Source organism: Calothrix sp. 336/3 (assembly GCF_000734895.2).
GTDB lineage: Bacteria > Cyanobacteriota > Cyanobacteriia > Cyanobacteriales > Nostocaceae > 336-3.
Genome location: NZ_CP011382.1, coordinates 1,703,006 through 1,729,792, shown reverse-complemented (window position 1 = coordinate 1,729,792; position 26,787 = coordinate 1,703,006). Strand labels below are relative to the sequence as shown.

At 41.5% G+C, this 26,787-nt stretch carries 26 protein-coding genes and 1 pseudogene; 14 read left to right on the top strand and 13 right to left on the bottom strand.

Going from position 1 to position 26,787, the window contains the following annotated elements:
• The first annotated feature begins 391 nt into the window (after window positions 1-391).
• Entirely contained in the window at window positions 392-1,687 is a 1,296-nt protein-coding gene (gene purB / locus IJ00_RS06915) for an adenylosuccinate lyase (RefSeq protein ID WP_035158570.1), read from the top strand.
• 403 nt (window positions 1,688-2,090) lie between these two features.
• Window positions 2,091-2,651, top strand: a complete 561-nt coding sequence (locus IJ00_RS06910) for a DUF4126 domain-containing protein (protein ID WP_035151332.1) — start codon at window positions 2,091-2,093, stop codon at window positions 2,649-2,651.
• 31 nt (window positions 2,652-2,682) lie between these two features.
• Here the strand turns inward: IJ00_RS06910 and hemH are convergent, their stop codons facing one another.
• Window positions 2,683-3,849 (bottom strand): ferrochelatase, encoded by a 1,167-nt coding sequence (gene hemH, locus IJ00_RS06905; RefSeq protein WP_035151329.1) that lies wholly within the window; start codon window positions 3,847-3,849, stop codon window positions 2,683-2,685.
• A 94-nt stretch (window positions 3,850-3,943) separates the two neighbouring features.
• Between hemH and IJ00_RS06900 the strand changes: the two genes are divergently transcribed.
• The 3 genes from IJ00_RS06900 (at window position 3,944) to IJ00_RS06890 (ending at window position 7,624) form a co-directional block, all read left to right on the top strand.
• A complete protein-coding gene (locus IJ00_RS06900; RefSeq protein ID WP_035151326.1) occupies window positions 3,944-4,573 on the top strand; it encodes a class I SAM-dependent methyltransferase in 630 nt (209 codons plus the stop codon).
• Window positions 4,574-4,864: 291 nt separating this feature from the next.
• Window positions 4,865-6,052, top strand: a complete 1,188-nt coding sequence (locus IJ00_RS06895; RefSeq protein WP_052754408.1) for an alpha/beta fold hydrolase — start codon at window positions 4,865-4,867, stop codon at window positions 6,050-6,052.
• Between the two features lie 372 nt (window positions 6,053-6,424).
• Window positions 6,425-7,624 carry a site-2 protease family protein gene (locus IJ00_RS06890; protein WP_035151323.1) on the top strand — a complete coding sequence of 400 codons (1,200 nt, stop codon included), beginning with the start codon at window positions 6,425-6,427 and terminating at the stop codon, window positions 7,622-7,624.
• Window positions 7,625-7,820: 196 nt separating this feature from the next.
• On the opposite strand, the gene IJ00_RS06885 is transcribed toward IJ00_RS06890, so the two are convergent.
• Complete coding sequence (locus tag IJ00_RS06885; protein ID WP_035151319.1) at window positions 7,821-8,480, bottom strand: PEP-CTERM sorting domain-containing protein; 660 nt, start codon at window positions 8,478-8,480, stop codon at window positions 7,821-7,823.
• Between the two features lie 379 nt (window positions 8,481-8,859).
• Window positions 8,860-9,957: an alkene reductase gene (locus IJ00_RS06880; protein WP_035151317.1), complete on the bottom strand. Its 1,098-nt coding sequence runs from the start codon at window positions 9,955-9,957 to the stop codon at window positions 8,860-8,862.
• Window positions 9,958-10,230: 273 nt separating this feature from the next.
• Between IJ00_RS06880 and trxA the strand changes: the two genes are divergently transcribed.
• The gene (gene trxA, locus IJ00_RS06875) at window positions 10,231-10,548 is read left to right on the top strand and encodes a thioredoxin (RefSeq protein ID WP_035151315.1); all 318 of its coding nucleotides are present in this window, start codon (window positions 10,231-10,233) and stop codon (window positions 10,546-10,548) included.
• Between the two features lie 89 nt (window positions 10,549-10,637).
• Here the strand turns inward: trxA and prmA are convergent, their stop codons facing one another.
• From prmA to IJ00_RS06860, 3 genes are all read right to left on the bottom strand, one after another.
• On the bottom strand, window positions 10,638-11,558 hold the full coding sequence (gene prmA, locus IJ00_RS06870; RefSeq protein WP_035151313.1) for a 50S ribosomal protein L11 methyltransferase: 921 nt from the start codon (window positions 11,556-11,558) through the stop codon (window positions 10,638-10,640).
• Window positions 11,559-11,710: 152 nt separating this feature from the next.
• Window positions 11,711-13,291: a phosphoglycerate dehydrogenase gene (gene serA, locus IJ00_RS06865; protein WP_035151310.1), complete on the bottom strand. Its 1,581-nt coding sequence runs from the start codon at window positions 13,289-13,291 to the stop codon at window positions 11,711-11,713.
• Window positions 13,292-13,658: 367 nt separating this feature from the next.
• Window positions 13,659-14,576 (bottom strand): carbohydrate ABC transporter permease, encoded by a 918-nt coding sequence (locus tag IJ00_RS06860; protein ID WP_035151307.1) that lies wholly within the window; start codon window positions 14,574-14,576, stop codon window positions 13,659-13,661.
• A gap of 377 nt (window positions 14,577-14,953) precedes the next feature.
• On the opposite strand from IJ00_RS06860, the gene IJ00_RS06850 reads away from it, so the two are divergent.
• Complete coding sequence (locus tag IJ00_RS06850) at window positions 14,954-15,319, top strand: alr0857 family protein (RefSeq protein WP_035151302.1); 366 nt, start codon at window positions 14,954-14,956, stop codon at window positions 15,317-15,319.
• Here IJ00_RS06850 and IJ00_RS06845 read toward each other — a convergent pair.
• From IJ00_RS06845 to IJ00_RS06835, 3 genes are all read right to left on the bottom strand, one after another.
• Window positions 15,311-15,577 (bottom strand): glutaredoxin family protein, encoded by a 267-nt coding sequence (locus IJ00_RS06845; RefSeq protein ID WP_035158567.1) that lies wholly within the window; start codon window positions 15,575-15,577, stop codon window positions 15,311-15,313. The two genes, IJ00_RS06850 and IJ00_RS06845, sit on opposite strands and share 9 nt — an antisense overlap.
• A 112-nt stretch (window positions 15,578-15,689) precedes the next feature.
• Entirely contained in the window at window positions 15,690-16,340 is a 651-nt protein-coding gene (locus IJ00_RS06840) for an HD domain-containing protein (RefSeq protein ID WP_339366887.1), read from the bottom strand.
• Window position 16,341: 1 nt separating this feature from the next.
• A complete protein-coding gene (locus IJ00_RS06835) occupies window positions 16,342-16,593 on the bottom strand; it encodes a transporter suffix domain-containing protein (protein ID WP_035151299.1) in 252 nt (83 codons plus the stop codon).
• 353 nt (window positions 16,594-16,946) lie between these two features.
• Between IJ00_RS06835 and IJ00_RS06830 the strand changes: the two genes are divergently transcribed.
• The 3 genes from IJ00_RS06830 (at window position 16,947) to IJ00_RS06820 (ending at window position 20,098) form a co-directional block, all read left to right on the top strand.
• On the top strand, window positions 16,947-17,450 hold the full coding sequence (locus IJ00_RS06830) for a hypothetical protein (protein ID WP_035151296.1): 504 nt from the start codon (window positions 16,947-16,949) through the stop codon (window positions 17,448-17,450).
• A 140-nt stretch (window positions 17,451-17,590) separates the two neighbouring features.
• The gene (locus tag IJ00_RS06825) at window positions 17,591-19,483 is read left to right on the top strand and encodes a WD40 repeat domain-containing serine/threonine-protein kinase (RefSeq protein ID WP_035151292.1); all 1,893 of its coding nucleotides are present in this window, start codon (window positions 17,591-17,593) and stop codon (window positions 19,481-19,483) included.
• A 264-nt stretch (window positions 19,484-19,747) separates the two neighbouring features.
• Window positions 19,748-20,098, top strand: a complete 351-nt coding sequence (locus IJ00_RS06820) for a hypothetical protein (protein ID WP_035151289.1) — start codon at window positions 19,748-19,750, stop codon at window positions 20,096-20,098.
• Window positions 20,099-20,216: 118 nt separating this feature from the next.
• Here the strand turns inward: IJ00_RS06820 and IJ00_RS27585 are convergent, their stop codons facing one another.
• The 3 genes and pseudogenes from IJ00_RS27585 to IJ00_RS28815 all read right to left on the bottom strand — a co-directional run bounded on the left by IJ00_RS27585 (window position 20,217) and on the right by IJ00_RS28815 (window position 21,348).
• Entirely contained in the window at window positions 20,217-20,528 is a 312-nt protein-coding gene (locus IJ00_RS27585) for a hypothetical protein (RefSeq protein ID WP_144415998.1), read from the bottom strand.
• 98 nt (window positions 20,529-20,626) lie between these two features.
• Window positions 20,627-21,004: pseudogene (locus IJ00_RS27580) on the bottom strand (hypothetical protein); the annotation flags it as partial.
• Between the two features lie 179 nt (window positions 21,005-21,183).
• Window positions 21,184-21,348, bottom strand: a complete 165-nt coding sequence (locus IJ00_RS28815) for a hypothetical protein (protein ID WP_168163435.1) — start codon at window positions 21,346-21,348, stop codon at window positions 21,184-21,186.
• 85 nt (window positions 21,349-21,433) lie between these two features.
• On the opposite strand from IJ00_RS28815, the gene fabG reads away from it, so the two are divergent.
• The gene (gene fabG, locus IJ00_RS06805) at window positions 21,434-22,201 is read left to right on the top strand and encodes a 3-oxoacyl-[acyl-carrier-protein] reductase (protein ID WP_035151286.1); all 768 of its coding nucleotides are present in this window, start codon (window positions 21,434-21,436) and stop codon (window positions 22,199-22,201) included.
• A gap of 24 nt (window positions 22,202-22,225) precedes the next feature.
• Here fabG and IJ00_RS06800 read toward each other — a convergent pair whose 3' ends face one another.
• Window positions 22,226-23,569, bottom strand: a complete 1,344-nt coding sequence (locus IJ00_RS06800; RefSeq protein ID WP_035151283.1) for a pentapeptide repeat-containing protein — start codon at window positions 23,567-23,569, stop codon at window positions 22,226-22,228.
• A gap of 349 nt (window positions 23,570-23,918) precedes the next feature.
• Between IJ00_RS06800 and IJ00_RS06790 the strand changes: the two genes are divergently transcribed.
• The 3 genes from IJ00_RS06790 (at window position 23,919) to IJ00_RS06780 (ending at window position 26,575) form a co-directional block, all read left to right on the top strand.
• Window positions 23,919-24,662, top strand: coding sequence for a tetratricopeptide repeat protein (locus IJ00_RS06790; RefSeq protein WP_035151277.1), 744 nt, complete (start codon window positions 23,919-23,921; stop codon window positions 24,660-24,662).
• Between the two features lie 294 nt (window positions 24,663-24,956).
• Entirely contained in the window at window positions 24,957-25,523 is a 567-nt protein-coding gene (locus tag IJ00_RS06785) for a Uma2 family endonuclease (protein WP_035151275.1), read from the top strand.
• A 179-nt stretch (window positions 25,524-25,702) separates the two neighbouring features.
• A complete protein-coding gene (locus IJ00_RS06780) occupies window positions 25,703-26,575 on the top strand; it encodes an NAD(P)-dependent oxidoreductase (protein WP_035151272.1) in 873 nt (290 codons plus the stop codon).
• Window positions 26,576-26,787: the final 212 nt, after the last annotated feature.

Below are 26,787 nucleotides of genomic sequence, written 5' to 3'. Positions count from 1 at the left end.
ATGATAATGAGTGTGTAGTGCTATCCCATTTTATGAAAAATGAACCAAGAATCGATATCGGTTTGTCTGTTCAGATAGAAAATTTTCTACCCTAGAATATATTTGATGGTAGCCATAATTAAAGCTGTTGAGATGTTGGTAAAATATACTTTTCTCAATTTTGTGTAAAATCTCAGGCAAGTATCCGAAAACACAGATAATTGGGAATTAGGAATACAGAGTCCATGAACCTTGGTAATAACTGCTACTTTGAATAGCTAGGACGCAAGTCCGTAGGGTGTTGAGTTGGTGATTTGATTGATCAAGAATTATCTAACCCAAAATCTCAAATCTTAAATTCATTCGACTGCACTTAACTGTACAATATGACGGTTGTACTATGTGGCGGACTGTGATTGAGCGTTACACATTGCCGGAAATGGGCAATCTTTGGACTGACGAATATAAATTCCAAACCTGGTTACAAGTTGAAGTTGCTGTCTGCGAAGCACAAGCACAACTGGGTTACATTCCCAAGGATGCAGTGGCAGAAATTAAGGCAAAGGCAAAGTTTGATGTCAAGCGAGTTTTGGAAATTGAAGCGGAAGTCCGCCACGATGTGATTGCTTTCTTGACAAACGTAAATGAATATGTTGGTGATGCAGGGCGTTATATCCATTTGGGAATGACTAGTTCCGATGTTTTGGATACCGCTTTGGCATTGCAGATGGTGGCGAGTTTAGATTTAATTATGGCACAGCTAGAAGAGGTGATTCTAGCAATTCGTCACAAGGCAAGGGAACATAAGTATACCGTGATGATTGGGCGATCGCACGGTATCCATGCCGAACCAATCACCTTTGGTTTCAAGCTCGCTGGTTGGTTAGCGGAAGTATTGCGTCACCAAGATAGATTAAGAATTCTACGGGATACCATCGCCGTCGGGAAAATTTCCGGTGCTGTGGGAACCTATGCCAATATCGAACCCCGTGTAGAAGCTTTAACCTGTGAGTTATTAGGATTAAAACCTGATGCTGCCTCAACTCAGGTAATTTCCCGCGATCGCCATGCCGATTATGTTCAACAATTGGCATTACTTACCGCCTCCATCGAACGTTTTGCCGTTGAAATTCGCAACCTGCAAAAAACCGATGTTCTTGAAGTCGAAGAATATTTCTCCAAGGGGCAAAAAGGTTCCTCTGCCATGCCCCACAAACGCAACCCTATCCGTTCCGAACGTCTGACAGGAATGGCAAGAATGGTGCGGAGCTACGCCGTTGCAGCCCTGGAAAATGTTGCCCTCTGGCATGAGCGAGATATTTCCCACAGTTCCGTAGAACGGGTTATGTTACCAGATGCTTGCATTCTTACCCACTTTATGCTTAAGGAAACAAAGGATTTAATCCAAAATCTCTTGGTATATCCAGAAAATATGGCGCGAAACATGAACTGTTACGGTGGTGTGGTTTTCAGCCAAAGAGTCATGCTGACATTAGTAGAAAAAGGTACAAAACGGGAAGAAGCCTACGCCATTGTCCAATCCTGTGCCCATACAGCCTGGAATCAGCCAGAAGGTAACTTCCAAGCCCTGATAAGTCAAGATGCTCGCGTCACAGAGAAACTCTCACCAGAGGAAATCAGTGCTTGTTTTGACCCCCAACATCACCTGCAACATTTGGATGCCATATACTCACGCTTGGGGATTTAAGGCTAGTACCGCTACGCGGAATGCTCCCTTCGGGAGAGCTAACGCTAACGTAATGCCTCCTGCGGAGGAGCTACGCTAACGTAATGCTCCCTGCGGGAGAGCTACGCTAACGTAATTACTTTGCTGCAAGTGTTTCAGACATTTGGAATGGGTGGTTTATTTCAGCCGTCCTGTACTAGTTGGGTGGGGTAATGGAGAATGGGGAATGGGTAATTAACAGTTAATAGCAAAATACTCTTCCCCCTTCCCAAATAATACTAATTGCGTGTACAACCGTATTAAATACGTACGGGGTTAAGCATCAGGTTACCAAATATTACATCTTTCCGCGTGGACATATCCAGGCGCAGAAAGAAGTATATAGACAGTTCTGATTTAAAAATTAGTATTTATTGATACTGCTATGATTGAACTCCTAGCCGCTCTTTCTGCTTCTGCGGCAGCAGGAATGAGAATTGCCCTGCCTCTACTATGTATCGGAATTTTTCAAGGTAGCAATCTCTGGTCAGAAGTACCTATTTTGTGTCATATTTCCACCCCTATATTATTAGGCACTCTCACAACTTGGTCGTTGGTAGAAATATATGCCTCAAAGCAGTTAATCGGGCAACGAATATTACAGGTAGTGCAATTAATTTTTTCTCCCATTGTCGGGGGAATTATGGGATTGGCAGTAGCACCAGCAACACCTGCACCTCACTGGTTGATTGCCGTGGTGGGTGGTTGTTTCGCCTTAGTGCTTCAGCTAGTGCAAATGGGTTGGTTTTTCCGTTTGCGAGGTTTGCCTCTTTGGGTTGTATTTATTCAAGATGTTTTGTGTGTTGCCCTGGTATTTTTAGCCTTTGATGCACCTTGGCATGGTGGTTTAATTGCCTTGTTAATGCTGTGGTTGGCTGTACGTAGTGGCAGATATTGGTATCAATGGTATCGGAAAGGGTTAAGGGCAAGAGTGCTTTATGATTAACTATCCACCCATTACCCATTCCCTATTACCCCTAATGTAAAATCCCTATTAAGTGTAGTAAACCATGTCCGGTAATTAACTCCATTAATAGAGCGATAAATCCTAGCATAGCGATGCGACCATTCCACACCTCTGCACTGGTGGTGATACCCCATTCCCAACGTTCTGGGGGATAAATTTTCACCTTCTTCTTCATTTGATAGACTTGGGACAACTTGAGGCTGGGGGTTTGTTTCGCCTCAACTACTAAGTCTGCTAGGGCACGGATAAATCCTGAGTCAGTATTTAATGCGGGGACACGACGGAAATTATGGATACCTGCTTCTTCCGCAATTTCCCGGTATTCGATATCGATTTCTTCTAGGGTTTCGATATGTTCAGAAACGAAACTGATGGGTACAACGACTAATTCTTTGACACCTTTATTGGCTAATTCGGCGATCGCGTCTTCAGTGTAGGGTTGCAACCATTCTACAGGACCGACACGGCTTTGGTATGCCAAGGTATAGGAATTAGAACGGTTGAGGGTTTGCATAATTAAATATGTGCATTCCTCTATTTCCTGCTGATAGGGGTCACCGGCTTCTTCTACATAGCTTTTGGGGACACCGTGGGCACTAAAAAAGACGTGGGCTGATTCTGGGTTGGGTAATTGGTCGAGTTCTTGGGCAATCAGTCTTGCCATGGCTTGGAGATAGCCTGGTTGCTTATACCAGGAGGGAATAATTGTATATTCCAGGGATTGCAGAGTTGTATCTTCTTGCCAAATTTTGTCTAGTAGACGAAAGCTAGAGCCACTGGTGCTGATGGAAAATTGGGGGTAGAGGGGAAGAATAACTAATTGCTCGATGTCATCACGTTTGATACTGGCGATCGCCTCTTCGGTAAATGGATGCCAGTAACGCATACCAATATATATATTGGCTTCCTCACCCATAACTTTTAATTCCTCCCTCAACGCTTCACCTTGAGCCTCTGTGATGCGTTTCAAGGGTGAGCCACCACCAATCTTTTTGTAGTTCTCCTGAGACTTACCAGTGCGCCGTGATGCAATAAACCAAGCCAGGGGTTTCTGCAACCAGGGGAATGGTAGGCGAATAATTTCTGGATCGGAAAACAGATTGTAAAGAAATGGTCCGACATCTTCCAACTTATCTGGACCACCGAGATTGAGTAATAATACACCTACACGACCCATAGCAGTTTTAGTCCCCCAATCTTTTCAGCTTTTTTACTAAGGTTAACAATAATATCTTTATTAAATATATAAGTTAACAGCAAGGAAAGAATTTATGGCAACAATTTTCCGTGATTTGAGCTACCGTTACCAATGGTTTTACGATACTATCTCCCGTTTAGCGGCTTTGAGCGTCGGCGGTGAGGGAAAATTTCGTCAACTCGCTTTACAAGGCTTAACAATTAACTCAGGGAAAGATGACAGGATTCTTGATCTATGTTGTGGTAGTGGTCAAGCAACGCAATTTCTCCTGAAATATTCACAAAACGTTACTGGCTTGGATGCTTCACCCCTATCTTTGCAAAGAGCCAAAAAAAACGTCCCCCAAGCAGAGTATGTAGAAGCATTTGCTGAAAATATGCCCTTTGCTGATAATTCCTTTGATTTGGTACACACTAGTGCTGCTTTACACGAAATGCAACCGGAACAATTACAGCAGATTATTCGGGAAGTGTATCGGGTTTTAAAACCAGGGGGAGTATTTGCTTTAGTAGATTTTCATCAGCCACAAAATATACTTTTTATACCAGGTCTATGGATATTTTTCTGGCTATTTGAAACTGAGACTGCATGGATGCTATTAAAAACAGATTTATTGGGTTTATTAACAGCCTCTGGTTTTCGAGACAGTCAGCAAAATTTCTACGCAGGGGGAAGTTTGCAGGTAATTCAGACGAAAAAATAGGATTTAGGGGGTATTAATTGCGTCGCGATACAGCATAGCTTCTGGGTATTTTCAGGAAGAAAAATGTAAAGAAAAATAAAAAGCTTATGATATTTTCGTAAATCCTCTGTGAGGAATGTGTATCTATGAACTAAGTTTCAATAAACTCTCCAGAACTCTCTTTTGCAAGGGGATTCTATTTTGCTGTGGCGTTAGCTAAATCAGTGATAGGGACTTATTGACTCTTAGGAAATCCAGCAGTTAATAACTAACTGGTTTTACACCCTTCTCACAATTACAGGCTAGAGTTCGATGACTAATTTTCCCCAACAACCCAGTTTCCCCAGTTGTGGATTGGAAACAATCACTCATCATGAAAATATAGAACAACGATTAACCCAACTTTGGGAAGAAATCCTCAACATTCACCCGATTAGTCTTACCGATGATTTCTTCGATTTAGGGGGAGACTCCATAGACGCGGTACAACTTTTTGCGAAAATTGAGAATATTTTCCACCAAAAACTACCCTTAAATACTCTGTTTAAATCAGGAACGATCGCCGCTCTGACAAAACTGCTCACTCCGCAAAAAATAGTTCCTCAGTCTCCCAGTAATTATACTGCAAAATCTTCACAACAAAGCGAAAATATTACTTTCTCTTCGACAGAAACTACTGATAATTGGTCGCCTCTGGTAGAAATCAAATCTTCTGGTTCCCAAGCTCCCTTGTTTTTAATCCATCCCCTAGGTGGTGAGACCTTATGCTATCACCATCTAGCTAAAAAATTAGACATAGATCAGCCAATTTACGCCCTACAACCCCAAGGATTGGACGGCAAATCTACCCCCCACACCACAGTGGAAGAGATGGCAAATTACTATCTGCAAGCTATCCGCACTGTACAACCCCAAGGTCCATATTTTTTGGGAGGTTATTCTTTTGGTGGTGTCGTAGCTTTTGAGATGGCGCAACAATTACAGAAACAAGGTGAGGCAGTTGCTCAGTTGATTTTAATAGATACCTGTCGTCCCAATTATATTCAGCGTATACCTTTGCTGGCTCGTATACCTTTATATGTGCAAAGATACCTTCTAAATCCTAGTAAGATATTTCCAGAAATTCACAGAATTTGGCGGCAATATAGTCAAAAACAAAAATATCAACATTTGTTGAATGCCACACCTCACATTGCAGATGTGACAAAGGATTTAGATGCAGAGGATTTGCACGTTAAAGTTGCAGAAGCGAATGCACTTGCTTTCAGTAATTATGATTATCTTACCTATGATGGTTCTTTAACTTTACTAAGAACTGAAGATAAAAATCGTAGTCAAGCATTAGGAATGAAATATGATAGCCTATTTGGTTGGGGTGAAGTGGTAACTGGTGAAATTGATTTGGATTATATTCCTGGTTCCCATTTATCTCTACTTCAGGAACCGAATGTACAGGTCGTGGCAGAAAAATTACAAATTTGTTTGCAAAAGCATCATTAATAATTTTTGCCATAATTAATATGAAATGCTGCTGCATAATATCAAAGTCAGCCTGTATCTATGGGCTGATTTTTGTTGTTTATATCGGAATATATTGACCGTCGTTTTGCTGCAATTCCAAATTTAAATATACCCTGTAAATACCCTATACAAACAAAATTATCGAAATAATGTTAAATTATTTAATTAAGGATACAAGCCTCTATCTTGATTTGTTTAAGCGGCAAAAACATATATTTAGAGACACCTCGTGTGAGAAATATTGTATTAGCTAAATCAAGCAGCTCAATTTATTTATGGGGTTAATAATTTTGAATTCCCCGTAGGGGCTGACTTGTTCTAAAATAGAAGTAACCTGATTAGGAAATAAGAATGCAAACTAACTGGAAAATCGGGTCTTTGTTTGGAATTCCCCTATTTTTAGACCCTTTGTGGTTTGTGGTTTTGGGGTTGGCAACCCTCAATTTCGCTGTAGCTTATCAAACATTAGGCACGATAACAGCAACGATCGCCGGTGTGGTGATGGCGCTCTTACTCTTCGTGTCAGTACTATTACATGAACTAGGTCATAGTTTAGTCGCCCAGGGACAAGGTATCAAAGTTAGCTCAATAACCTTATTTTTATTTGGCGGTATTGCCTCAATTGAGGAAGAATCCAAAACCCCAGGAAAAGCTTTTCAGGTAGCGATCGCCGGTCCATTAGTCAGTATTGGATTGTTTATAATTTTACAGTTATTAGCGCAGAATTTCTTAGGTGATTCCTGGCTGTTGCGGTCAATGGCGCAGGATTTAGCCCGCATTAACTTAGTTTTAGCTCTATTTAACCTGATTCCTGGCTTACCCTTAGACGGAGGACAGGTATTAAAAGCTGCCATTTGGCAAATCACTGGCGATCGCTTGCAATCAGTCAAATTTGCAGCCCAGTCAGGTAAAATTCTGGGATATGTGGCGATCGCCCTGGGTTTTGTGGTGGATTTCTTCACAGGAGAACTCGTCACCGGCTTATGGATTGCCTTTTTGGGATGGTTTGGTGTGCGTAATGCAACTACCTATGAGCGTGTCACTACCTTACAACAAACCTTACTGAAAATCACTGCTGGGGAAGTGATGACAAGGGATTTTCGCATAGTTGATGCTAATCAAAATTTACGTTCCTTCGCCGATTTATACTTACTAGCCAGTGATAATCCCCAAGTCTACTTTGCTGAATCCGATGGACGTTATCGGGGAATGGTAAAAATTGATGATTTGCGGCAAATCGAACGCAGTGAATGGGAAAGTAAAACCCTCCTAGATATTGTTCACCCCCTGACAGAAATTCCCTCAGTTAGTGAAACAACTTCCCTGGCAAAAATCATTAATCAGTTGGAAGAGGAAAAAATCTCCGAAATCACCGTACTATCTCCTGCGGGAACTGTCGCTGGTACTATCGATAAGGGTGATGTAGTTAAAGCTTTAATCCAAAAATTAAACCTGCGAATCACTGAAGCAGAAATTCAACGCATCAAAGCAGAGAGAAATTATCCCCCAGGTTTACAATTACCTGTGATCGCCAAGCAAGTTCTGACATAGTTTTACAATAAAAAATAGTGAGTCGTAATTAATTACTGCTCACTGATTATGGATTGGAGAAATCATTAAAAAGTTCGGCATTGCTGAATCGGAGTATGAATTTGAATTTTTGTCCTGATTCAACAACGATTATTTGCGTCTTTGCGCCTCTGAGTGAGACACATTAATACTTTCAATCAGCAACACCAAAAGTTCTTTATGCTTCTTGCTTTTTCGTTTGCTTCAGGGTGGAAGCTGCACCAATCGCACCAATCGCAAGTAATCCTAACATTGAAGCGGGTTCGGGTACGGCTACGACAGACACATCATCTACGTTTGCACCCAATGTGTCACGTATGCCCAGAGATAAGAACTTTAAGCGGGTATTTGTACTTGTAGCAGTAATGGTTTGAGTAAAAGTTTTCCATCCGTCGTTGCTGTTACCCGCATTAAACTCTTGAATGAAATTTCCGAAGGAAGCCGAGAATAAATTATCGCCGTTTACCCTTTGCTCCTGACGAGGTCCGTAGGCAAAAGAAAGCTTATACTGTTTACCAATCTCCGTTGCGATGTCCTGAAAAAAGCCAATCTCAGGAGCATTTATGTCATAGTAGTGGCTATCAACTTCGGCAAAGTGCTGACCTTCATAAGCAGTTCCTACGACATTGTTGCGGATTTCAATTCTGCTGCCTGCGGTCGGGATCCAGCCTAGAACTTCGCCTGCACCAAAGTGGTTCCAGGTGCCATTTTGGAGACCGGAGGCTTCAAAACCTCCATTGACCACCAGATTTGCCGCCTCAGCAGAGCTAGCTCCTGAACAAAGTACTGTCGCTGTACATAGTAGAGTTGAAGCAATTCCAATAATTTTCGTTTTCATAGTTACTCAGTAAGTTTGGTTTAGGAAAATGTAGTTTTTACTACCTGCTATAATTATTCTTCCACGGAATTAAATCTGCCAATACTTTTCTTGAAAGTTCTTCAAAGCTTCAAAGATAAAGTCCAATCTCCCCGAAAATGAGGCTATGAATCCAGGATTAAATCCAAAGGATCCGTGCTTATACGCAATGATTGTCCTAAGCCTGTAAGGATAAATTGTAGTGGTGGATGAAATACCAAATTGCACCTAGGAATAGACCTTTCTAAGGTGTGTTATTTTCTAATTTTTCTGGTTCTAATAATTAATGCCCAATGCCTATTTTCATCTGTCCTGGTGTACGCAGTTCATGATGGTTACTTACATCCCTTGGCTTCATCCTTCATGTATACAATGCTGGATAATCGGTATATCCCTTATCTAAACCTTCAGTACCTAAACCATAGAAAGTCCCAGGGTTAGGAGGATTTAAGGGAGCGCTGATTTGCCAGCGATGGGGTAAATCGGGGTTGGCAATAAATAATCTGCCAAAGGAGACTAAATCAGCGTCACCGGAGGCAATTACAGCATTTCCCGTTGTTTGATCATAGCCACCATTGGTAATAATTGTTCCTTGATAGAAGGGGCGAAAAGTTGCGAGTACGGGGTTAATTACCTCACGGGTTGCCAAATCGTTTTCATTGGGTTCCATTAAATGCAAGTAAGCAAGGTTAAATTCATTCAGTGCTTGGAGAACATAGCTAAAGGTAGCTTTCGGGTTTGAGTCTTGCATTCCGTAGAAGGTATTACTGGGGGAAAGTCGAATCCCTAGGCGATCGCCACTGCAAACACTACTCACAGCTTCTACTACTTCTAATAAAAATCGGGCACGGTTGGCAATGGAAGCACCATATGCATCCCGGCGTTGGTTAGAACCATCCTGAAGGAATTGATCGATGAGATAGCCAAAAGCTCCGTGTAACTCCACACCATCAAAACCTGCTGCCATCGCATTTGCAGCACCTTGACGAAACTGCTCGACGATTTGGGGAATTTCTGCGGTTTCTAGAGCGCGAGGGGGTGCTAATTCCACCTTACCGATGGGAGTATGTAGGGTTCCGACAGCGGCGATCGCGCTAGGTGCTACGGGTGACTCTCCATTTAACAGTGCGGGGTGAGTAATGCGTCCACTGTGCCACAGTTGCAAGAAGATTTTGCCATTTTTTTCATGGACTGCTTTAGTGACTTGCTGCCATCCTTGTACTTGCTCCTGACTATAAATTCCTGGGCAATTCATGTATCCATGGCTGAGAGGGGAAACCATAGTACATTCGGTAATAATTAACCCTGCGGATGCCCTTTGAGCATAGTATTCTGCCATCAGAGCAGTGGGAATTGACTCAACCGCACGTAAACGAGTCATGGGAGCCATAACTATCCGATTGGGTAGGGTGTGGGAACCCAGTTGTACTGAAGAAAATAAATTGATAGCAGAAGTCATAAATTTTTACCCACGGAATGAATAAACGTCACGGGAAAATTGTCTTGATTATGGTGCTTTCAATAATTGGGTTGTGGGCATCCTTGCCCTTAGATTAGTATTTAACTGAAATTAGTATGCTGTAAATGATGCAGTTGAATCAAGAACCTAGGAACATAAGTTAGTGCATCAGTTCCCAAGCATAGATGAAGTTTAACTTGAATTTAATAATTAATTCCTGACCAAAAATTTTTGACTAGGATTAAAATCAGACTATAAAAAATAGGTGCTTATATGGCGACTAAAAAGCAGTTCGATAGCTTTGAAGAAATGTTATCCGATGCGGATTTACCTGTATTAGTAGATTTTTATGCTGACTGGTGTGGTCCTTGTCAAATGATGGCAAAAGAGCTAGAAATGGCTAACGCTCAACTACAAGGGCAAATTCGTGTGGTGAAAATAGATACAGAGAAGTATCCCCAAATCGCCACCCAATACCGCATCGAAGCTTTACCAACACTGGTACTTTTCAAAAAAGGAGAAGCTGTACACCGTATTGAAGGAGCGCTCAGAGCAAATGATTTAGTCAGAACTATTCAAAATTTCTTGTAAAAGCGTAAAAAAAGTACAGGAGTGTAGGGTTTTATTGATTAATCATTACAAAAAGCATAATTAATCATAATTAATAATTACCCCACTCCCTAACTTCTGCGGACATTCAAACAACACCATTCCTTTCGTTTCCAAAGTGTTGCTACCACCCAACCATGCTTTTCTAAAGCATCAGCAACTGATTTCGATTGCTCGACGAGGATACCGCTAAAAACTGCCCAAGTTGTGGGTTTGGCGATCGCGGTAATTTCTGGGACTAAATCAATGATCACATGGGCGAGGATATTACAAACGATGCCATCCACTGGAGCCGGGAGTAATTTTTGTAACGCATCCACACTGCCCTCACCGACAATAATTTTGCCTTTTTCTATACTATTTAACTCGCAGTTTTCCCCCGTAGATTTGACTGCTAAGGGGTCAATATCCACCGCATAAATTTGCTCTGCTCCCAATAAAACTGCACCGATGGAGAGAATTCCTGAACCACAGCCGATATCTGCAATCACTGGTGGTTTGGCTGTTTTCTGCTCACCGACAAAGGATGTTGCCGTATCACTGAAGCGCATTTCTAAGGACTCTAAGCAGAGCTGGGTTGTGGCATGATTACCTGTACCAAAGGCGACACCAGGGTCAAGACGAATTACCAACCGCGATGTATCTTCTGGCATCGGTAGCCAAGCTGGATTAATCAAGAAGCGATCGCCAATTTCTTGAGGATGCCAATGTTCCTTCCAACTACTTGCCCAATCTTCCTCATCAATTGTCCGCCATTGCAAGCTCGGTGCTGTCGCACCCACACACAAAGCATCCTGACGCAACCACAACGACAAAGCCGCTAAATCCAAAATTTGTGCTTGAAATTGCGGCAAATACCCCCGCACCAAGCTATATTCCCCCTGTCTCTCACTTGCTGTCCCCCGACAACCAAAAACCCCCAATCGCCAAAAGATAGAATCTTCCAGCACTGGTTCACAAACAATTTGTAACTCCCACCAAGTATTAGTCATCCGAATTTTGGGTTTGAGAATAAGGGTATAGGAAGGGGAAAGGGTAAGGGGAAAATTATTCTAGGAAGGGGGAAAGGGTAAGAGTGAAATCAATTTTTCTTGCCACCTGTCACCTGTCAACTATTTCCATTCCCTATCCCCCACTACCCACTCTACAACGTCACTGTGTACGCATCGCGAATACCATTTTCCTTGGTAATCTCCGCCACAATGCCATCGGGAAGGGGATCATCCAAGCTGAGAACCATTACCGCATCACCCCGAACGATTTTTCGTCCTACTTGCATACTGGCAATGTTCACGTTATAGCTACCCAACAGTGAGCCGAGTTTACCAATAATTCCAGGCATATCACGGTGCAGGGTAAATAACATATGCTGGCTTGGAGGTACGTTAATCGGGAAACCATCAAGATTGGTTAAACGAATTTCCCCATCACCTAAGAGCGCACCCGTGACAGCGTGGGTTCCCAAGTTACCTGTTGCTTCCAAATGAATCGAACCAGCATAGTCTTTAATGGAAGCATCACGGGTTTCAATCACTCGGATACCCCTTTCTTTTGCCTCAATGCTGGCATTAACATAATTCACCCGCTCCCGCAGAGCTTGGTAAAGTAGTCCTTTCAATGCGGCAATCACCAGGGGTTGACTCTTATTCGTCGCCAATTCCCCTTGCAAACGAATAGTTAGCATTTCCACCCTACCCCCAGCTAATTGCCCCACAAGCTTGCCTAGGGTTTCTGCTAGCTGCATATAGGGTTTGAGTTCTTCGAGAACATCAGGTCCTAAACCAGGAATATTGACTGCGGAACGGGCAGGTAGTCCTAATAATACATCCCGAATTTGCTCGGCTACGTCAATAGCCACGTTTTCTTGGGCTTCCACCGTAGAAGCACCGAGGTGAGGTGTCAAAATCATTTCTTTGCCCAAAGCCCGCAGGGAGGATTCTCCCAGGGGTTCTGCTTCAAACACATCCAAAGCAGCACCGGCGATTTTGCCTTCCTTGATTGCCGTTGCTAAGGCTTCCTCGTCAATAATCCCACCCCTAGCACAGTTAATAATTCTGGCGTTGGGCTTCATTTTTGCCAACATCGCAGTGTTAATTAGGTGGGTAGTTTCCTTGGTTTTGGGGATGTGCAGGGTAATGTAGTCTGCTTGCTGGATAAGTAAATCCATCTCCACCAATTGGCAGCCAATTTCTTCTGCTCGCTCTCTGGAAATAAAGGGGTCAAATGCTAAAAGTTTCATTCCCAAAGCTTTGGCAACATTTGCCACATGGGAACCAATCTTACCTAAACCAACGATACCGATGGTTTTTTTGTAAACTTCCGCACCCACAAAAGTTTTGCGATCCCATTCTCCCCGTTTCACAGAAGCGTTAGCATCGGGGATATGTCTTGACAGAGCAAGCATCATTGCTAAAGCGTGTTCCGCAGCAGCAATCGTGTTACCTTCGGGAGAATTAACGACGACAATCCCTTGACGAGTAGCCGCAGACACATCTACATTATCCACGCCAACGCCAGCACGACCAATAATTTTTAAATTCGTGCCAGCTTCAATAATTTCCTGAGTGACGCGGGTTCCAGAACGAATCATCAGTGCATCATAATCACCGATAATTTGTACTAGTTCTTGAGGTTTGAGATTGGTTTTGACATCAACTGTAGCGACTTGGGATAGGATATCAATCCCAGCCTGATCAATTGGATCGGAGACAAGAACCTTAGACATGATTGCTGATTTTCTAGCTAGAGGTAATGCGGTCGATGGACTAGATGGACTTTTTAGTTTAATGTTTATCCGTACCAGTTAAGCAAGCTGCCAGAAAAGCTGTATTTGATTTCAGCGTCACCCAGCGTTACACCCACACCTCTTGCACGGTATGAGAACGGTTGTAACTGAAGCCTACCGTGTTTGTAGAGCCAGTGGCTGCTTTTCCACCCAATCGCTAAATATAAACTATTGGCAGTGCCAAATACCTAGAATTTATTAAAAATTCCCAAAAACATTGATTTTCTTTTCAGAGCAAGAGGTTATTTGAGGGTTGCAGCAGCAAATCCGGTTTCCCCCTAGCTGCAAGATGAATTATCCCAAACCCCTAAAGCTCACCAGTACTACGACTCACCACCAACCGTAACACCGACAACAATAAAATGATTAAAAATAACACTAAACCAATAGTACAGGCGTAACTGATATTAAAACCATACAAAGACGAAAACCCCTGCTGATAAAGATAATGCACAATCGTATTAGAACTGTTACGTGGTCCTCCAGAAGTCATAATATATACTTCTTCAAAGACTTTTGTCGCCGAAATTGCGGAGATGACTGCCACTAAAGCCAAGTAGGGACGCATCAAAGGTATAGTTATATCCCAGTGTTTGCGCCAACCATCGGAACCGTCGATCGCCGCAGCTTCATAAACATCTCCAGAAATTGACTGTAACCCAGCTAAGTAAATCACCATGTAATATCCCAAACCCTTCCAAACAGTCACTACCATCACGCTGAATAAAGCTAGTTTGGGGCTAGTTAACCACTCCACACCCTCCGAGGAAATTCGCAGATATTTGAGTAACTGATTTAAGATGCCATTCTCCGCATACAACCAGCGAAAAGCAATTCCTGCCACAACCATAGAAATAATTACGGGTGTGTAATAGGCTGCACGGAACCAATTGATACCTCGTAATTTCCGATTCACTAAAATCGCCAAACCTAGGGGAGCAAAAACTAATATAGGTACAACACAAACCAAATATAAAATAGTGTTACCTAAGGCTTGCCAAAACACCTTATCCTTTGCCAAGCGGATAAAATTCTTGCCCCCCACCCATTCTGCTGGTAGGGTAATATCTTCAATTCGTGTGAAACTCAAGTAAAAAGCCTGTAGTGCCGGAATAAACACCGTCAAGAGTAAAATAATTAAGGCAGGAAGCAAAAATAAATAGGGTGTCAGTCGCTGTTGCCAGAGAATTTTTTGGGATAACTGGGATGACGGAGAATTAAGCATAATCCAGGGAGGGGAAGACTAAGAAATGAATTATCCCATATTGTAGGGTAGGCATCCTTGACTATTACCCTTGCTGTAGAGCTTCAACAAAGTTGAAAAATTATAAGGGGTCATACCCCTGAGTGGTACAACCCCTTGGCGCATTGCTCAAGTATTACTTACAATGAGCAACCGAATAAATCCATTGACATCCGCGCCAGAATCGACACCGTATTCACTGGCGCTCTTATTATAACTATAATTTTTTTGACTGGGTAATATGTCAAACCCTTTCCTGGGATGAAAATCAGGTAGGGAAAAACCATAGAAGCTTTTCTGCCCTTGCATAAAACTGCCGGTTGCAGCCGATATAAAATAGGACAGGAGTCAGAAGTGATATGTTAAAACTCACCTATACTGATAACAGCTTTAGCTTGGAATACTTAACAGTAGATTACTCTCATTGGATAAATACTAGGGTTGTATTGGGCTTACAAACTGGTATTCCGTTACATATTGCAAGTAATACCGCATCTTTTTTGATTGTGGCGAACTCTCCTTACAAATCTCATTTAAAGGCGATCGCCACCACTGGTGAGATAACAATTTCTGAGTGCGATGGTGAGTATTGGGAAATTACTCTCAAGGGGATGTGGGTGACATCGGATATTACGGAAGAAACGGGAGTCTTTGTGACGCAGTTAACACAATCTACGGAGTTAGTTTTGCAGCAGATACAAACAGATTACTTTTGTTTAACTTGAGGAAGTATATTTTTGTAAAAGGTTTTCTAATTGTTGTACATTTGCCCTAGGAGAGGGACGAGGAATGGTTTCTTGTTTGCCATCTGGATGACATAAAATTAAGACGGGTATCTCATATTGGTAGGCTTGAAACCAATCTTCACGGGTAGTGATATCTCTGATTTCTACTTCTAATTTGAGGTTGGTAATTTGTGCTAACTTTTCCTGTAAGCCTTCACACAGATGACATCCGGGTTTACTATATAAAATTAAATAAATTGTCGATAATTGCATCTTTATTTATGAGTTAGGGAATGGGAAATGACCTAGAGAGAATGCAGCGATATTCTCCGGTTTCATCATATCGAAAATTCTCTATTTTCCCTGGGAATTAAGCATCTTTTAAATATCCAGCAGCAACGCAATATTCTATCATTTTTTGCACTGATGACCACAATTCTGGTGTACCATCAGCTACAGGTTCCATTCTTTTCATGACCTGACTACGGGAAATACCATGGATACGCCAAGTACCACCTTCAGTCTGGACATTGTGTAGAAAGGGTTGAATGCGATCTAAGGCAGCTGCAAATTTTGCTGTAGGGGTGTTTTGTGCTTCAAACTCTTCCCACAATACACGCAACTCTTGACCTTGCTCTAGGGGTAAAAGTCCAAAAAGACGGTTTGCTGCTTGGGTTTCTCGTTGGGCTTTATCTTGGTTTCCTTGGATATCGTAGCAAAAAGTGTCCCCGGCATCAATTTCTACTAAGTCATGAATTAATAACATTTTGATGACTTGCAAAATATCAACATTTTTGGGGGCATATTCTGCGAAAATGATTGCCATGACTGCAATATGCCAGGAATGCTCGGCGGTATTTTCTCGACGAGAAGCATCGGTGAGTAATGTTTGGCGAAGAATGTGCTTCAATCGGTCAATTTCAATAATAAAATCTAGTTGTTTATTTAAGCGTTGATTCAACATTTTAGTAAAAATCTTATCATGAATAATAGTGGCGATCGCTCCTATTATTTTATCCATTCTATCGCCGTTGCCAATTTTTTTTGATTCCATGCCAAAGTTTTTTGAGACTCAGATACTGCTTGTATTTTTGTGCTGTTTTAGTCCCAACAATCAATACTCCTGTCCACCATAATATCTCCGCGAGGATTAATAATGCAGGAACTAAAATTGCTTTGTGAGCAGTCGATAGGGGTAGGAAGGGTAACAGGGAGGGAATTGCTATCCAAGGTAAGAAAGAAGCAATAATCAGAAACAAACCTAGTTTTTGCATATCTAGTCTAGGGAGCGCTAAATTTTTACGAAGTTGCCTAGTCAGAATGGATAATAAAAGCTACCATATAATATGTTGATGATTGAGTTAATAGAGGGTTAAGTACAAAGAAAATATTATTCCCAACTAATTAAGCTGTTGATGATGATATTACCTGCAAAAAAATATTTGCAAATAAATAGTAACGAAATGATAGTGAATCGCCAAGGTAGATGATTCCTACTATAAAGTATAAGGGTATGATTTATATAAGTTTCAGATAGTAAATATAATTGCTGTTAAAAGCAAGTTGATGGAATAGGTGAAGACTTGATATAGTTCCTAGGAAGATGATTTTAAATTAGCAATATAAAATGAATATATCAAATAATCAATATTCCCCGATTCTGCCGCCATGGAAATTCTATACCTTGTCCCTTTTTACCTGGGGCTTTTATCAAGTACCTTGGGCACATAAACAGTGGAAATATCTCAAGGAACGAGAAAATTTAAATATTAATCCTTGGTTGAGGGCAATTTTTTTACCCTTATATATATATGATTTATCTCAGAAAGCCTTTGCTCTGGCAGAAGAAGAAGGGTATAGAAAAAAATATTCACCTTTACAAACGACTATTTTTTATTGGATATTCTTTTTCCTTTTGTGGTGGGGTGGGGATACTCTCAGTTGGGTAGGATTGTTTTCTTTTTTACCTTTATTGCGAGTGTTGAAAACGATGAATTATTACTGGCAACGTCAGTTACCCGATTTACCAGTTAACGAATCTTTTACAGTCAGGGAGATGATTTGGATTGGGTTTGGTGTGATGCTGTGGTTGATGATAATTTACAGTGGGATATCTGGGAGTAGTAGTTGAATAGGGAATCAGGGAGATTTTCTTGATGATTTAACCATCACCTAGTAGCTGATAACTGAATAGTTTGCAGATAATTGGCGATTTTTCAGAAAAATGCAGATGTGATGTTGATGATTAATTTATAAGTCTATTTTACAGCTATGAGTTACTGTCTTAATCCTAGTTGCCAAAGACCAGAAAATGCCCAAGATGCCAAGTTTTGTATTAGTTGCGGTTCTAAGTTGCTCCTCAAGGATAGATACCGCGCAAATCGACAATTGGGTGAAGGGGGGTTTGGTAAGACTTATTTGGCAGTAGATCAGGATAGGATGCAGGAAACCTGTGTGATTAAACAGTTTTCGCCTTCTCACGAGATTCAGGGTAACTCGGTAGCTTTAGCAAAGGCAGTAGAATTATTTAATCAAGAAGCGATGCGTTTATACGAGTTAGGGAAGCATAATTGTATCCCGAATTTGTTGGCTTATTTTGAACAGGATAAACGCTTATATTTGGTACAGGAATTTATTGATGGGCAGAATTTATTGCAGGAATTGCAGCAAAATGGTGTCTATGGAGAAAGTCAAATTTGGCAGGTTTTGACGGATATTTTACCTGTCTTGCAATATATCCATACGCGAGGGGTAATTCATCGGGATATTAAGCCAGAAAATTTAATTATGCGACAGGGCGATCGCTCTCTGGTTTTAATCGATTTTGGTATTTCTAAGCAAGCAAGTGGAACTATCATTTCTAGTAATCGAGGAACCATTGCCGGTACTCCAGGTTACGCACCGGATGAACAGATTCGTTTCGGTGAAGCATACCCTGCAAGTGATTTATATGCTTTAGGTGCTACCTGTGTGCATTTACTCACGGGAATTCATCCAGCAAACCTCTATAATCCTTGGGAATCGACTTGGTTGTGGGAAGAAGAGTTACAACAGCAGGGTAATACCATTAGCAGCAAATTAGCCAGCGTGTTAAATAAGCTACTTCAAGATAGGGTAGGCGATCGCTATCAAACCGTTGAACAAGTCATCCACGATATCAATGCTGCTATCCTATCCCCAGATATTCCCCCCACCATCATTACTCCTCCTAAAAATACCGCCACTACTAATACAAAATCACCATCGGTAATTACAGGGAATAATTCTTGGCATTGTGTCCAAACCCTAACTGGACACCCGGTAGCTGTTCGTTCTCTAGCAATTAGCCCCAACGGTCAAATGCTTGCCAGTGGTAGCGATGACAACACCATAAAACTCTGGAGCCTCAGTAGTGGCAGTCTCCTGAAAACCCTAAGTTCCCCCTCAGGAATTCTGCGACAATCAACTTGGTTCACCTCCCTAGGATTTAGCCCCGATAGTCAAATTCTCTACAGTGGCAGCTTAGATAAATCCCTGAAAGCTTGGGATTGCAACACAGGCAAAATTATCCGCAGCTTGAAAGCACACGCTGATTCCGTGATGGCGATCGCTCTTACCTCCGATGGCAAAATTCTCGCAACAGGTAGTAGAGATAACATGATTCGCCTGTGGCAATTACCGGTAGTATACCAAGTGCGCAGCACCAAAGCTCATACAGATGCCATCTCTACCCTAGCAATCACCCCAGATAATCAAACTTTAGTTAGTGGTAGCCGAGATAACACCATTAAAATCTGGAATCTAGGAAAAGGTAATTTATTACACACATTAACAGGTCACACTGACTGGATATACAGCCTTGCCATCACTCCTAATGGTAAAATCCTAGCTAGTGGCAGTCGAGATATGACAATTCATCTGTGGGATATGGAAACCCGCAGCAAAACCCACATTCTCAACGGACATACCGATTGGGTGACAACCCTGGCAATCCACCCCCAAGGTAATATTTTAGTGAGTGGTAGTCGGGATAAAACAATTAAATTATGGGATTTAGAACACGGTCAATTAATTGATAGCTTAACTGGACAAGCAGAATCAATCCATGCAGTAATTTTTAGTCCCGATGGTAGTAGTATTATCAGCAGTAGCCATGATGGAGTGATTAAAGTTTGGCAACAGTGATAATCGAGTTATTCTAGATGTCAAATCTGATGAGGAAGAGATTTTGAGTTGATTGCGATGAGTAGCTACAACAAAATCAAGATTCAGATGAAATTCCCATGAATCTAGTTTTCGTCGTCGTGACAAATTGTTAATTTTCTCAATATTAACTATTAATGAAATTTCGGAAATTTTCTGATAATTTCAGTTATGCTGGTAATAGCTAATTCTGGCTAAATTAGCCTTCATTTGTCAGCAAAGATTACTAAGTAAAGATTACAAATAATGCAAGTTCTCAAAAGAACCATCAAACCAGAAACTTATATTTCCTTCCTCTACATCTACAAAACTACTTGGGGGGATGCTGGTGATATTTGTCTAATCCGCGAATCTGTAGCTAATTCCAGTACGTCAAAGTTTATCGGGCACAAAATCAGATTAGCAATTCCCAAAAGACTGGAGCGCGATCGCATAATTAATTTACCTGTAATCAAGGTCGCTGGCAATGTTGGAGAAGGACATCCTAAAGAACACAAGGATGAATGGGAAGTGTATGAAGGGATAGATAGGGAAATCGCGATCGCTGCTCTCAAACCCTGGGGTTTCAAGTTAATTGAATATGATGACAAGGAGTAGATATCATACCACAATATTTATTCTAAGGCACGCAGCACCAGGAATCATACCTGCTTCCAACTCCTAAATTTATTTATCGGGTCTCTCTCCCTATTCTCTTTTTGACTATTTCTATATATCAATCATTGTGTTGTAACTGCACTTGTAACTCCTGTACCCGTTCTTGAGTTAACCCAGTGACTCGAACAACAAATTCCACAGCTAAACCTTCCCGTAATAGGTTCTGAGCAATCGTTTCCTGTGCTTCTTGCAAACCTTCTTGACGACCTTTACGTTCCCAACTTGTAACTATTTCCATATATTCTTCCTCCTCAATTAATCCCATTCTATCGATAGTGGCATTAAACAATTCCTCCTCTAGAGCGTTCAAATCCAAATACACATCGACAAAACCGGAAATTAATTGCATTCGTGCAGGGTCTAATACCAATTCGTAATTCGTAATTCGTAATTCGTAATTAAGAAAGTCTTATCTAGTCAGACTTTCAGGGTTTGTATCTGTTTCACTATTTTCGTGAAATGGTCTAACCTTAAGGTTGTCAGTAAGCGCAAGCACTCAGCTTTTACCTGGGGACGCTCTGAGGTGGGGATATTCATCTTTGCCATCAGTGCAACTGCTACGGGGTTTTGTTGGGTCAAATAATCTCGCCAACTTAATTGATTTAATTGAATTGCGGCAAAATTAAAATCCAACACCTGCAAATCAGGAAAGCTAACTCGATAATTTTGTGGTTCTGGACGTTTTGGTTCATCAAAGGAAAAAATCACCACTGGATAAATCGGTAAATCGTATTTTTCATGCAAGCGAGCAAAATATTTAAACATGCGCTTGGCAAATTCCGACTGACTGTAGGATTGATTTTCGATGTGGATTAAAAAACAGGTTTCCTGCTGCCGATAGCGCACCTTGACTAATAAATCAATTTCCTTTTTTTCTCCAGAGGTGACATCATTAAATACTTATTGGGGTAGAAACTCAACTGAGTCGTAATTGATTTGACTAGTAACTTGCGACAGAAATAACTCTAAAAATTCTATAAAAAATGTGGAAATTAATTCCTTAAATAAACGGTCGTGGTCAATCATCAAATTCTCCGATGCACCCAAATCCACCCTGATTTCATTCTCTCCTGTTTTTGAGCAAAAAAGCCACAGACGGGAGAAATAATAGCGATTTTCCAAATGTTTGCCACATCATAAACCCGTAGAGATGTACCGTTGGAACGTCTTGGACTGGGGCGATCGCCCATCAAAATTTTCCTACTCTTCGTCTCCCTGTACCCCATTGCCGATAAGATAATTAGCGCGGTCAGTTAAGTATGTGGAGGCAGAAAAATGCAACTTTTACCAGAAAATCTCCAAAATCTGCGGGGACAAGTAGCAATTGTGACTGGTGCATCACGGGGTATTGGCAGGGCGATCGCTCAGGAATTAGCTAAATATGGAGCAACTGTAGTTGTCAACTATGCAAGTTCTAGTCAAGCAGCCGATGAGTTAGTCGCAGAAATTACCACAGCCGGTGGAACCGCGATCGCTCTCCAAGCAGATGTCTCCAAAGCAGATCAAGTAGATACTTTGATTAACACGGTGATGGAAAAATTTAGCCGTGTGGATATTCTGGTGAATAACGCAGGTATTACCCGTGACACTCTCCTACTCCGCATGAAGCCGGAAGACTGGCAGGCAGTCATAGACCTAAATTTAACAGGTGTATTTTTATGTACCCGTGCCGCCAGTAAAATTATGCTCAAGCAACGCTCCGGGAGAATTATTAACATTGCCTCCGTTGCTGGACAAATGGGCAACCCAGGACAAGCAAACTACAGTGCTGCCAAAGCTGGGGTAATTGGTTTTACCAAAACCGTCGCCAAAGAATTAGCTCCCCGTGGAATTACCGTGAATGCAGTTGCCCCTGGTTTCATTGCCACAGATATGACAAGCGGTTTGAGTAATACAGAAGAAATTTTAAAATTTATTCCCCTGGGGCGCTACGGACAACCAGAGGAAATCGGTGGGATGGTGCGCTTTTTAGCAGCTGACTCAGCAGCAGCATATATTACTGGGCAGGTATTTAATGTGGATGGGGGAATGGTGATGGCTTAATTTTGAATTGGAGCAAAGCGACGGTCATTTCCCCAACTTATTGGGAATACCTTCACATCCTCCGGGGATAGTGCTTCTGGTTTTCTCGCCACCCCATGCACAGCAGTAACAGCGGGTAGGTTCTGACATCCTTTTCACTCCCGTGAAGTCAGCATTTTCCACAACCGCACCAGTTTGTTCTCCTGTTTGATAGTTGGGGGGTTGGGTGCGATCGCGGGGGGAGGCAGTTTCGACTCTCCCATAGAAAAATCTTGCGCCGTTCAGGTCTGCACCACTGAGGTTGGCATTGTATAAGATTGTGCGGGATAGATTGGCTTTGACTAAATCGCAGTTTTGCATATTTGCTCTCACGAGGTTAGCTTCGCTTAAATCTGTCCACCGCAGGTCTGTATCACCTAGGTCAGAACCTGCTAACATCACTCCCAGGTCAATTACCCGTAAACCGTTTTCACGGTCTTCTGCGTATCCTCCGCTACCATCGAGAATGGGACGACCGAGATGTTGATCGCGTTTTAGGGGTGTGAGTAATCGGGAACGGGAAAGAAATCTAATGATTTTGGCTTTACCATTGCCATCTACACTACTGAGAATTGCGGCGGTTCTACCTTCGGCGATCGCCCGCTCCTGGGGCCAATCTTCAAGCAATCCTTCCTCATCTAAGACTAAATCGGATACACCCTGGAAGTAGGAATCGATGGTTTGCTGTTGGGTAATAATATTTTGTTGGACAGTTAGTAGGTTTTGTTGAATCGTCAAATCCTTGGAAATCACATATTGTCGCCAAGCTACATATACGGCAATAATGGCAATGAGAATTTGCCCCAAAGCTGCAAACCAATCTGCGAGGGTTCCCGATACTTCCCAGTTAATTTTGCGTCCAATGGCAACTAGGCGATCGCCTAAACCACTAAATTTCACAAAGCCAATTCCAGCGACAATAATCCCGGAAAATGAAATAAATAAGGCTCTTTCTTCAGAAGAGAACCACTCATCAGCAACTTTTTGCAACCATGGTAAGACAATTGCTAGGGATAATATTAAGGTGACGAGAATCCCGACAATTCCCAAAATCAGGTTATTTAGGGCAATTCCCACAATTGTCAGAGCGATCGCCACAATAATTAAGAATAAGGCTCTAGGCTTGACAAATACACCATTGCGTAGTTTGTAATTTGAATGAGATTTCTGTAAAGCAGTGGTATTTTGGGGAGACTGCAAAGCAGCGATCGCGGCTAAAGCTTGTTGTGTTGCCAGTTCATGCTCAGTAATCCCATTTTCGCTAGCACCATCAAAATCATCAGGCTGTAAATTCTTGTCTGATATTGGTTCTGAATTGGGAGATGGGGCAGAATTATAATCAGTTGGCATGATGATATCTAAACAGGAATACTGATAAAAATATAGGTATTGTCACCATACAAGTTATAGCAGGATGCTGGGAGGAGGGGGAGCAGGGAGCAGGGAGCAGGGGGAAGGAAGCAGGGAGCAGGGGGAGCAGGGGGAGTGGGGAGCAGGGAGCAGGGGGAAAGAGAATTTTGCGTTTTCTGCATACACAATTTATATCCCATACCCATAACCCCCCATTACCCATTACCCATTACTCATCACCCATTACCCATCACTCATTACCCATCACCCATTCCACTTCCGTATGTCCAAATACAGTTTAGTGAGGAAAATCATTGTATGATGACTAAATGAGTTATACAGGTGCTACATGGTCGGTTGGCGTTCCTTATTCACAACTGGCTTTTTGACTGTATTTATGTTGGGCTGTGGAAATTTCTTCAACTCTACAAGCAAACACAGCAAGCAAGTAGTGCGAGAAATTAGCGTTTCTCAGGTAATTAAACCGACACCAACTAATCAAAAAGCCGAAGATTTCTTCAATCAAGGCAATAGCTTATTAAATTCCCATCAATATCAAGCTGCTATTGTCGCCTATAATCGGGCAATTTTTCTCAACCCAGATATTGCTGAAGTCTGGATTAACCGGGGAAATGCCCTGACTGCTTTAAAACTTTATCCCGATGCTCTCATTTCCTATGAGCGAGCGATCGCCCTCAATTCCCAAAAAAATGAAGCATGGTACAATCGCGGCAATACCCTACTTATCACCAAAGACTACCAACAAGCCCTAACATCCTACGACCAAACCTTAAGCCTCAAACCAGATAAATATGAAGCCTGGATTAATCGTGGGATAGCGTTGACAAAAATGCAAAAGTATGCAGACGCCTTGATATCCTATGATAAGGCAATTAGGATTAAGCCAGACAAAGATTTAGCGTATTATAATAAGGCTTGTGCCTATGCTTTGGCAGGAGATGCGGACAAGGCGATCGCCAATCTCCAAACAGCGATAAAACTAGACCCCACGAAATATATCAAATTAGCCAAAACAGACGCAGACTTCCACAAAGTTCGCCATCACAAACGCTTTCAAGAACTCATTAATTAGATATTTCCAGAAATTGCACCTAGGATGACTGCAAATTACCGATTCCTGTACGTTTGAGCATGGGAATATATTTTGTGTGTCATTATGTTATTTTTTTCTCAAAACTGGGAAACATTAATCTATAGGATGTAAAACAAATATTCAGTTAAGTTGAGATATGTCTTAAGTGCCATAAATCTTGACAAGAGTAGCAAATTTAATTTGATAAAGCAAATGGTTTTGTCAAATCAAGTTTACTATGCACAGCATTTTACATTCTAATGTTCACCAGACAATTTAGCATCTACATCAGGCATGATTTCACAAGCACAAAAATCCCATACAACTGTTGACGAATACCTCAAGCTAGAGTTAAGCAGCTTTGTTCGTCATGAATATGTTGCAGGACAACTATATCCTGTTCTAAATCATAATCAAGAGAGCAGAATTATCACAGCAAATTTGCTCACGAGACTGCGTACCCATCTTCATGGTACAGGATATCGAGTTTTTTCTTCAGAGATGAGATTGTCCATTCCCCAATCAAATATTTTTTATCATCCCGAAATATTTGTAACGAAAAACTCCTTTGATAGAGAGAGAAAATTCAAAACCAACCCCTGTTTAGTAGTAGAAGTTTTCTCCTCAACGACAGAAAGAGTTAGCCGTTATGAAAAAAGAATGCACTACTCGGAAATAGAAAGTCTCAATGAATACGTATTAATTTCTCAGTCAGAAATGAAAGTAGATATTTATCGCAAAAATAACTACGGCAGTTGGAATTTAGTCACCTATCAATCACCATGGGCAAGCGTCGATTTTATGTCAGTCAACATGACAATGCCAATGGCTGAAATCTACGAAGATGTGAATATCAAATAAGACTGAAATTTTCACTATCATTTCATTAATACTTGGTAGAGAGTAGAGGTATGAACACAGAATATCTCTACTCTCAATAAACTTGTAACAACGTCATATTATAATTAATTACGATAATATCGGCAGAAAAAATACTGATATTTTCAATGAAGTAATTTTTTATTTTTGACTATCAAAAAATGAAAAAAATCTTGATTACAGGTGGGAGTGGTTTCCTGGGATGGCATATTTGTCATCAAGCCAAACAAAAATGGGATGTCTACAGCACCTACAGTACTAAACCTCTCCATATTCCCCAGACTCAAGTTTTACCTTTAGATATCAGCGAATATTCCGCCGTTAAGCAATTATTTAAAGATATTCAACCGGATGCAGTGATTCATACTGCTGCTCAGTCACAACCAAACTACTGTCAAACCTATCCCCAGGAATCTTACAAGATAAATGTGACTGCGGCGGCAAATTTGGCGGGAATTTGTGCAGATAATTCCATTCCCTATGTGTTTACTTCCACAGATTTAGTTTTTAATGGTTTAAATGCTCCCTATAAGGAAACAGACTCCGTTTCTCCTGTGAATATTTATGGTGAGCAAAAAGTCCAAGCCGAACTAGAAATTCTTACCAGATATCCCCAGGCAACTATCTGTAGAATGCCCTTAATGTTTGGTGCTGCTACACCGACAGCTACAAGTTTTATGCAAGGTTTTATCCAGACTTTAGCAGCAGGTAAGGAACTAAATTTATTTGTCGATGAATTTCGCACACCAGTGAGTGGAGTCACCGCAGCCCAAGGATTGTTATTAGCTATGGAAACATTTAAAGGGATAATTCATCTAGGGGGAAAAGAACGAATTTCTCGCTATGATTTCGGCAAGTTAATGGTAGAGATATTGCAATTACCAGGAGCTAATTTAAAATCCTGTCGTCAGCAAGATGTGAAAATGGCTGCACCCCGCCCTCAGGATGTTTCTTTAGATAGTTCCAAGGCATTTAGTTTAGGATATCAGCCATTAAGTATTCGGGAAGAATTGGAGTTAATTGCCAAGTCTTAATAATTATTCCTGATTGATAGTCTAGATTTTGGCGATCGCCCTAGTAGTGCTACGCGGAATTAAAAATGCCTCTTGCTCCCTGCTCTCTTCGATCTGAGTTGCAGAGCGACATGCTACGTGTTTACGTAGTATAGCGAAGCTAACGCTAACAAAATTAATACAGCATAAGCATTTTGTCGATTTTGACTAGTTGCTTTATTTCCCCCGTGCTG

Coding starts and splice junctions, on each gene's coding strand:
- IJ00_RS06840 (WP_339366887.1), bottom strand. CDS start 16,340: ATGGATAAAATAATAGGAGCGATCGCCACTATTATTCATGATAAGATT.
- hemH (WP_035151329.1), bottom strand. CDS start 3,849: ATGGGTCGTGTAGGTGTATTATTACTCAATCTCGGTGGTCCAGATAAG.
- IJ00_RS06825 (WP_035151292.1), top strand. CDS start 17,591: ATGAGTTACTGTCTTAATCCTAGTTGCCAAAGACCAGAAAATGCCCAA.
- IJ00_RS06820 (WP_035151289.1), top strand. CDS start 19,748: ATGCAAGTTCTCAAAAGAACCATCAAACCAGAAACTTATATTTCCTTC.
- serA (WP_035151310.1), bottom strand. CDS start 13,291: ATGTCTAAGGTTCTTGTCTCCGATCCAATTGATCAGGCTGGGATTGAT.
- IJ00_RS06880 (WP_035151317.1), bottom strand. CDS start 9,957: ATGACTTCTGCTATCAATTTATTTTCTTCAGTACAACTGGGTTCCCAC.
- IJ00_RS06890 (WP_035151323.1), top strand. CDS start 6,425: ATGCAAACTAACTGGAAAATCGGGTCTTTGTTTGGAATTCCCCTATTT.
- IJ00_RS06800 (WP_035151283.1), bottom strand. CDS start 23,569: ATGCCAACTGATTATAATTCTGCCCCATCTCCCAATTCAGAACCAATA.
- IJ00_RS06790 (WP_035151277.1), top strand. CDS start 23,919: ATGGTCGGTTGGCGTTCCTTATTCACAACTGGCTTTTTGACTGTATTT.
- IJ00_RS06785 (WP_035151275.1), top strand. CDS start 24,957: ATGATTTCACAAGCACAAAAATCCCATACAACTGTTGACGAATACCTC.
- IJ00_RS28815 (WP_168163435.1), bottom strand. CDS start 21,348: ATGGGCGATCGCCCCAGTCCAAGACGTTCCAACGGTACATCTCTACGG.
- trxA (WP_035151315.1), top strand. CDS start 10,231: ATGGCGACTAAAAAGCAGTTCGATAGCTTTGAAGAAATGTTATCCGAT.
- IJ00_RS06900 (WP_035151326.1), top strand. CDS start 3,944: ATGGCAACAATTTTCCGTGATTTGAGCTACCGTTACCAATGGTTTTAC.
- IJ00_RS06895 (WP_052754408.1), top strand. CDS start 4,865: ATGACTAATTTTCCCCAACAACCCAGTTTCCCCAGTTGTGGATTGGAA.
- IJ00_RS06830 (WP_035151296.1), top strand. CDS start 16,947: ATGAATATATCAAATAATCAATATTCCCCGATTCTGCCGCCATGGAAA.
- IJ00_RS06850 (WP_035151302.1), top strand. CDS start 14,954: ATGTTAAAACTCACCTATACTGATAACAGCTTTAGCTTGGAATACTTA.
- IJ00_RS06860 (WP_035151307.1), bottom strand. CDS start 14,576: ATGCTTAATTCTCCGTCATCCCAGTTATCCCAAAAAATTCTCTGGCAA.
- IJ00_RS06835 (WP_035151299.1), bottom strand. CDS start 16,593: ATGCAAAAACTAGGTTTGTTTCTGATTATTGCTTCTTTCTTACCTTGG.
- IJ00_RS06780 (WP_035151272.1), top strand. CDS start 25,703: ATGAAAAAAATCTTGATTACAGGTGGGAGTGGTTTCCTGGGATGGCAT.
- fabG (WP_035151286.1), top strand. CDS start 21,434: ATGCAACTTTTACCAGAAAATCTCCAAAATCTGCGGGGACAAGTAGCA.
- IJ00_RS06885 (WP_035151319.1), bottom strand. CDS start 8,480: ATGAAAACGAAAATTATTGGAATTGCTTCAACTCTACTATGTACAGCG.
- IJ00_RS06910 (WP_035151332.1), top strand. CDS start 2,091: ATGATTGAACTCCTAGCCGCTCTTTCTGCTTCTGCGGCAGCAGGAATG.
- prmA (WP_035151313.1), bottom strand. CDS start 11,558: ATGACTAATACTTGGTGGGAGTTACAAATTGTTTGTGAACCAGTGCTG.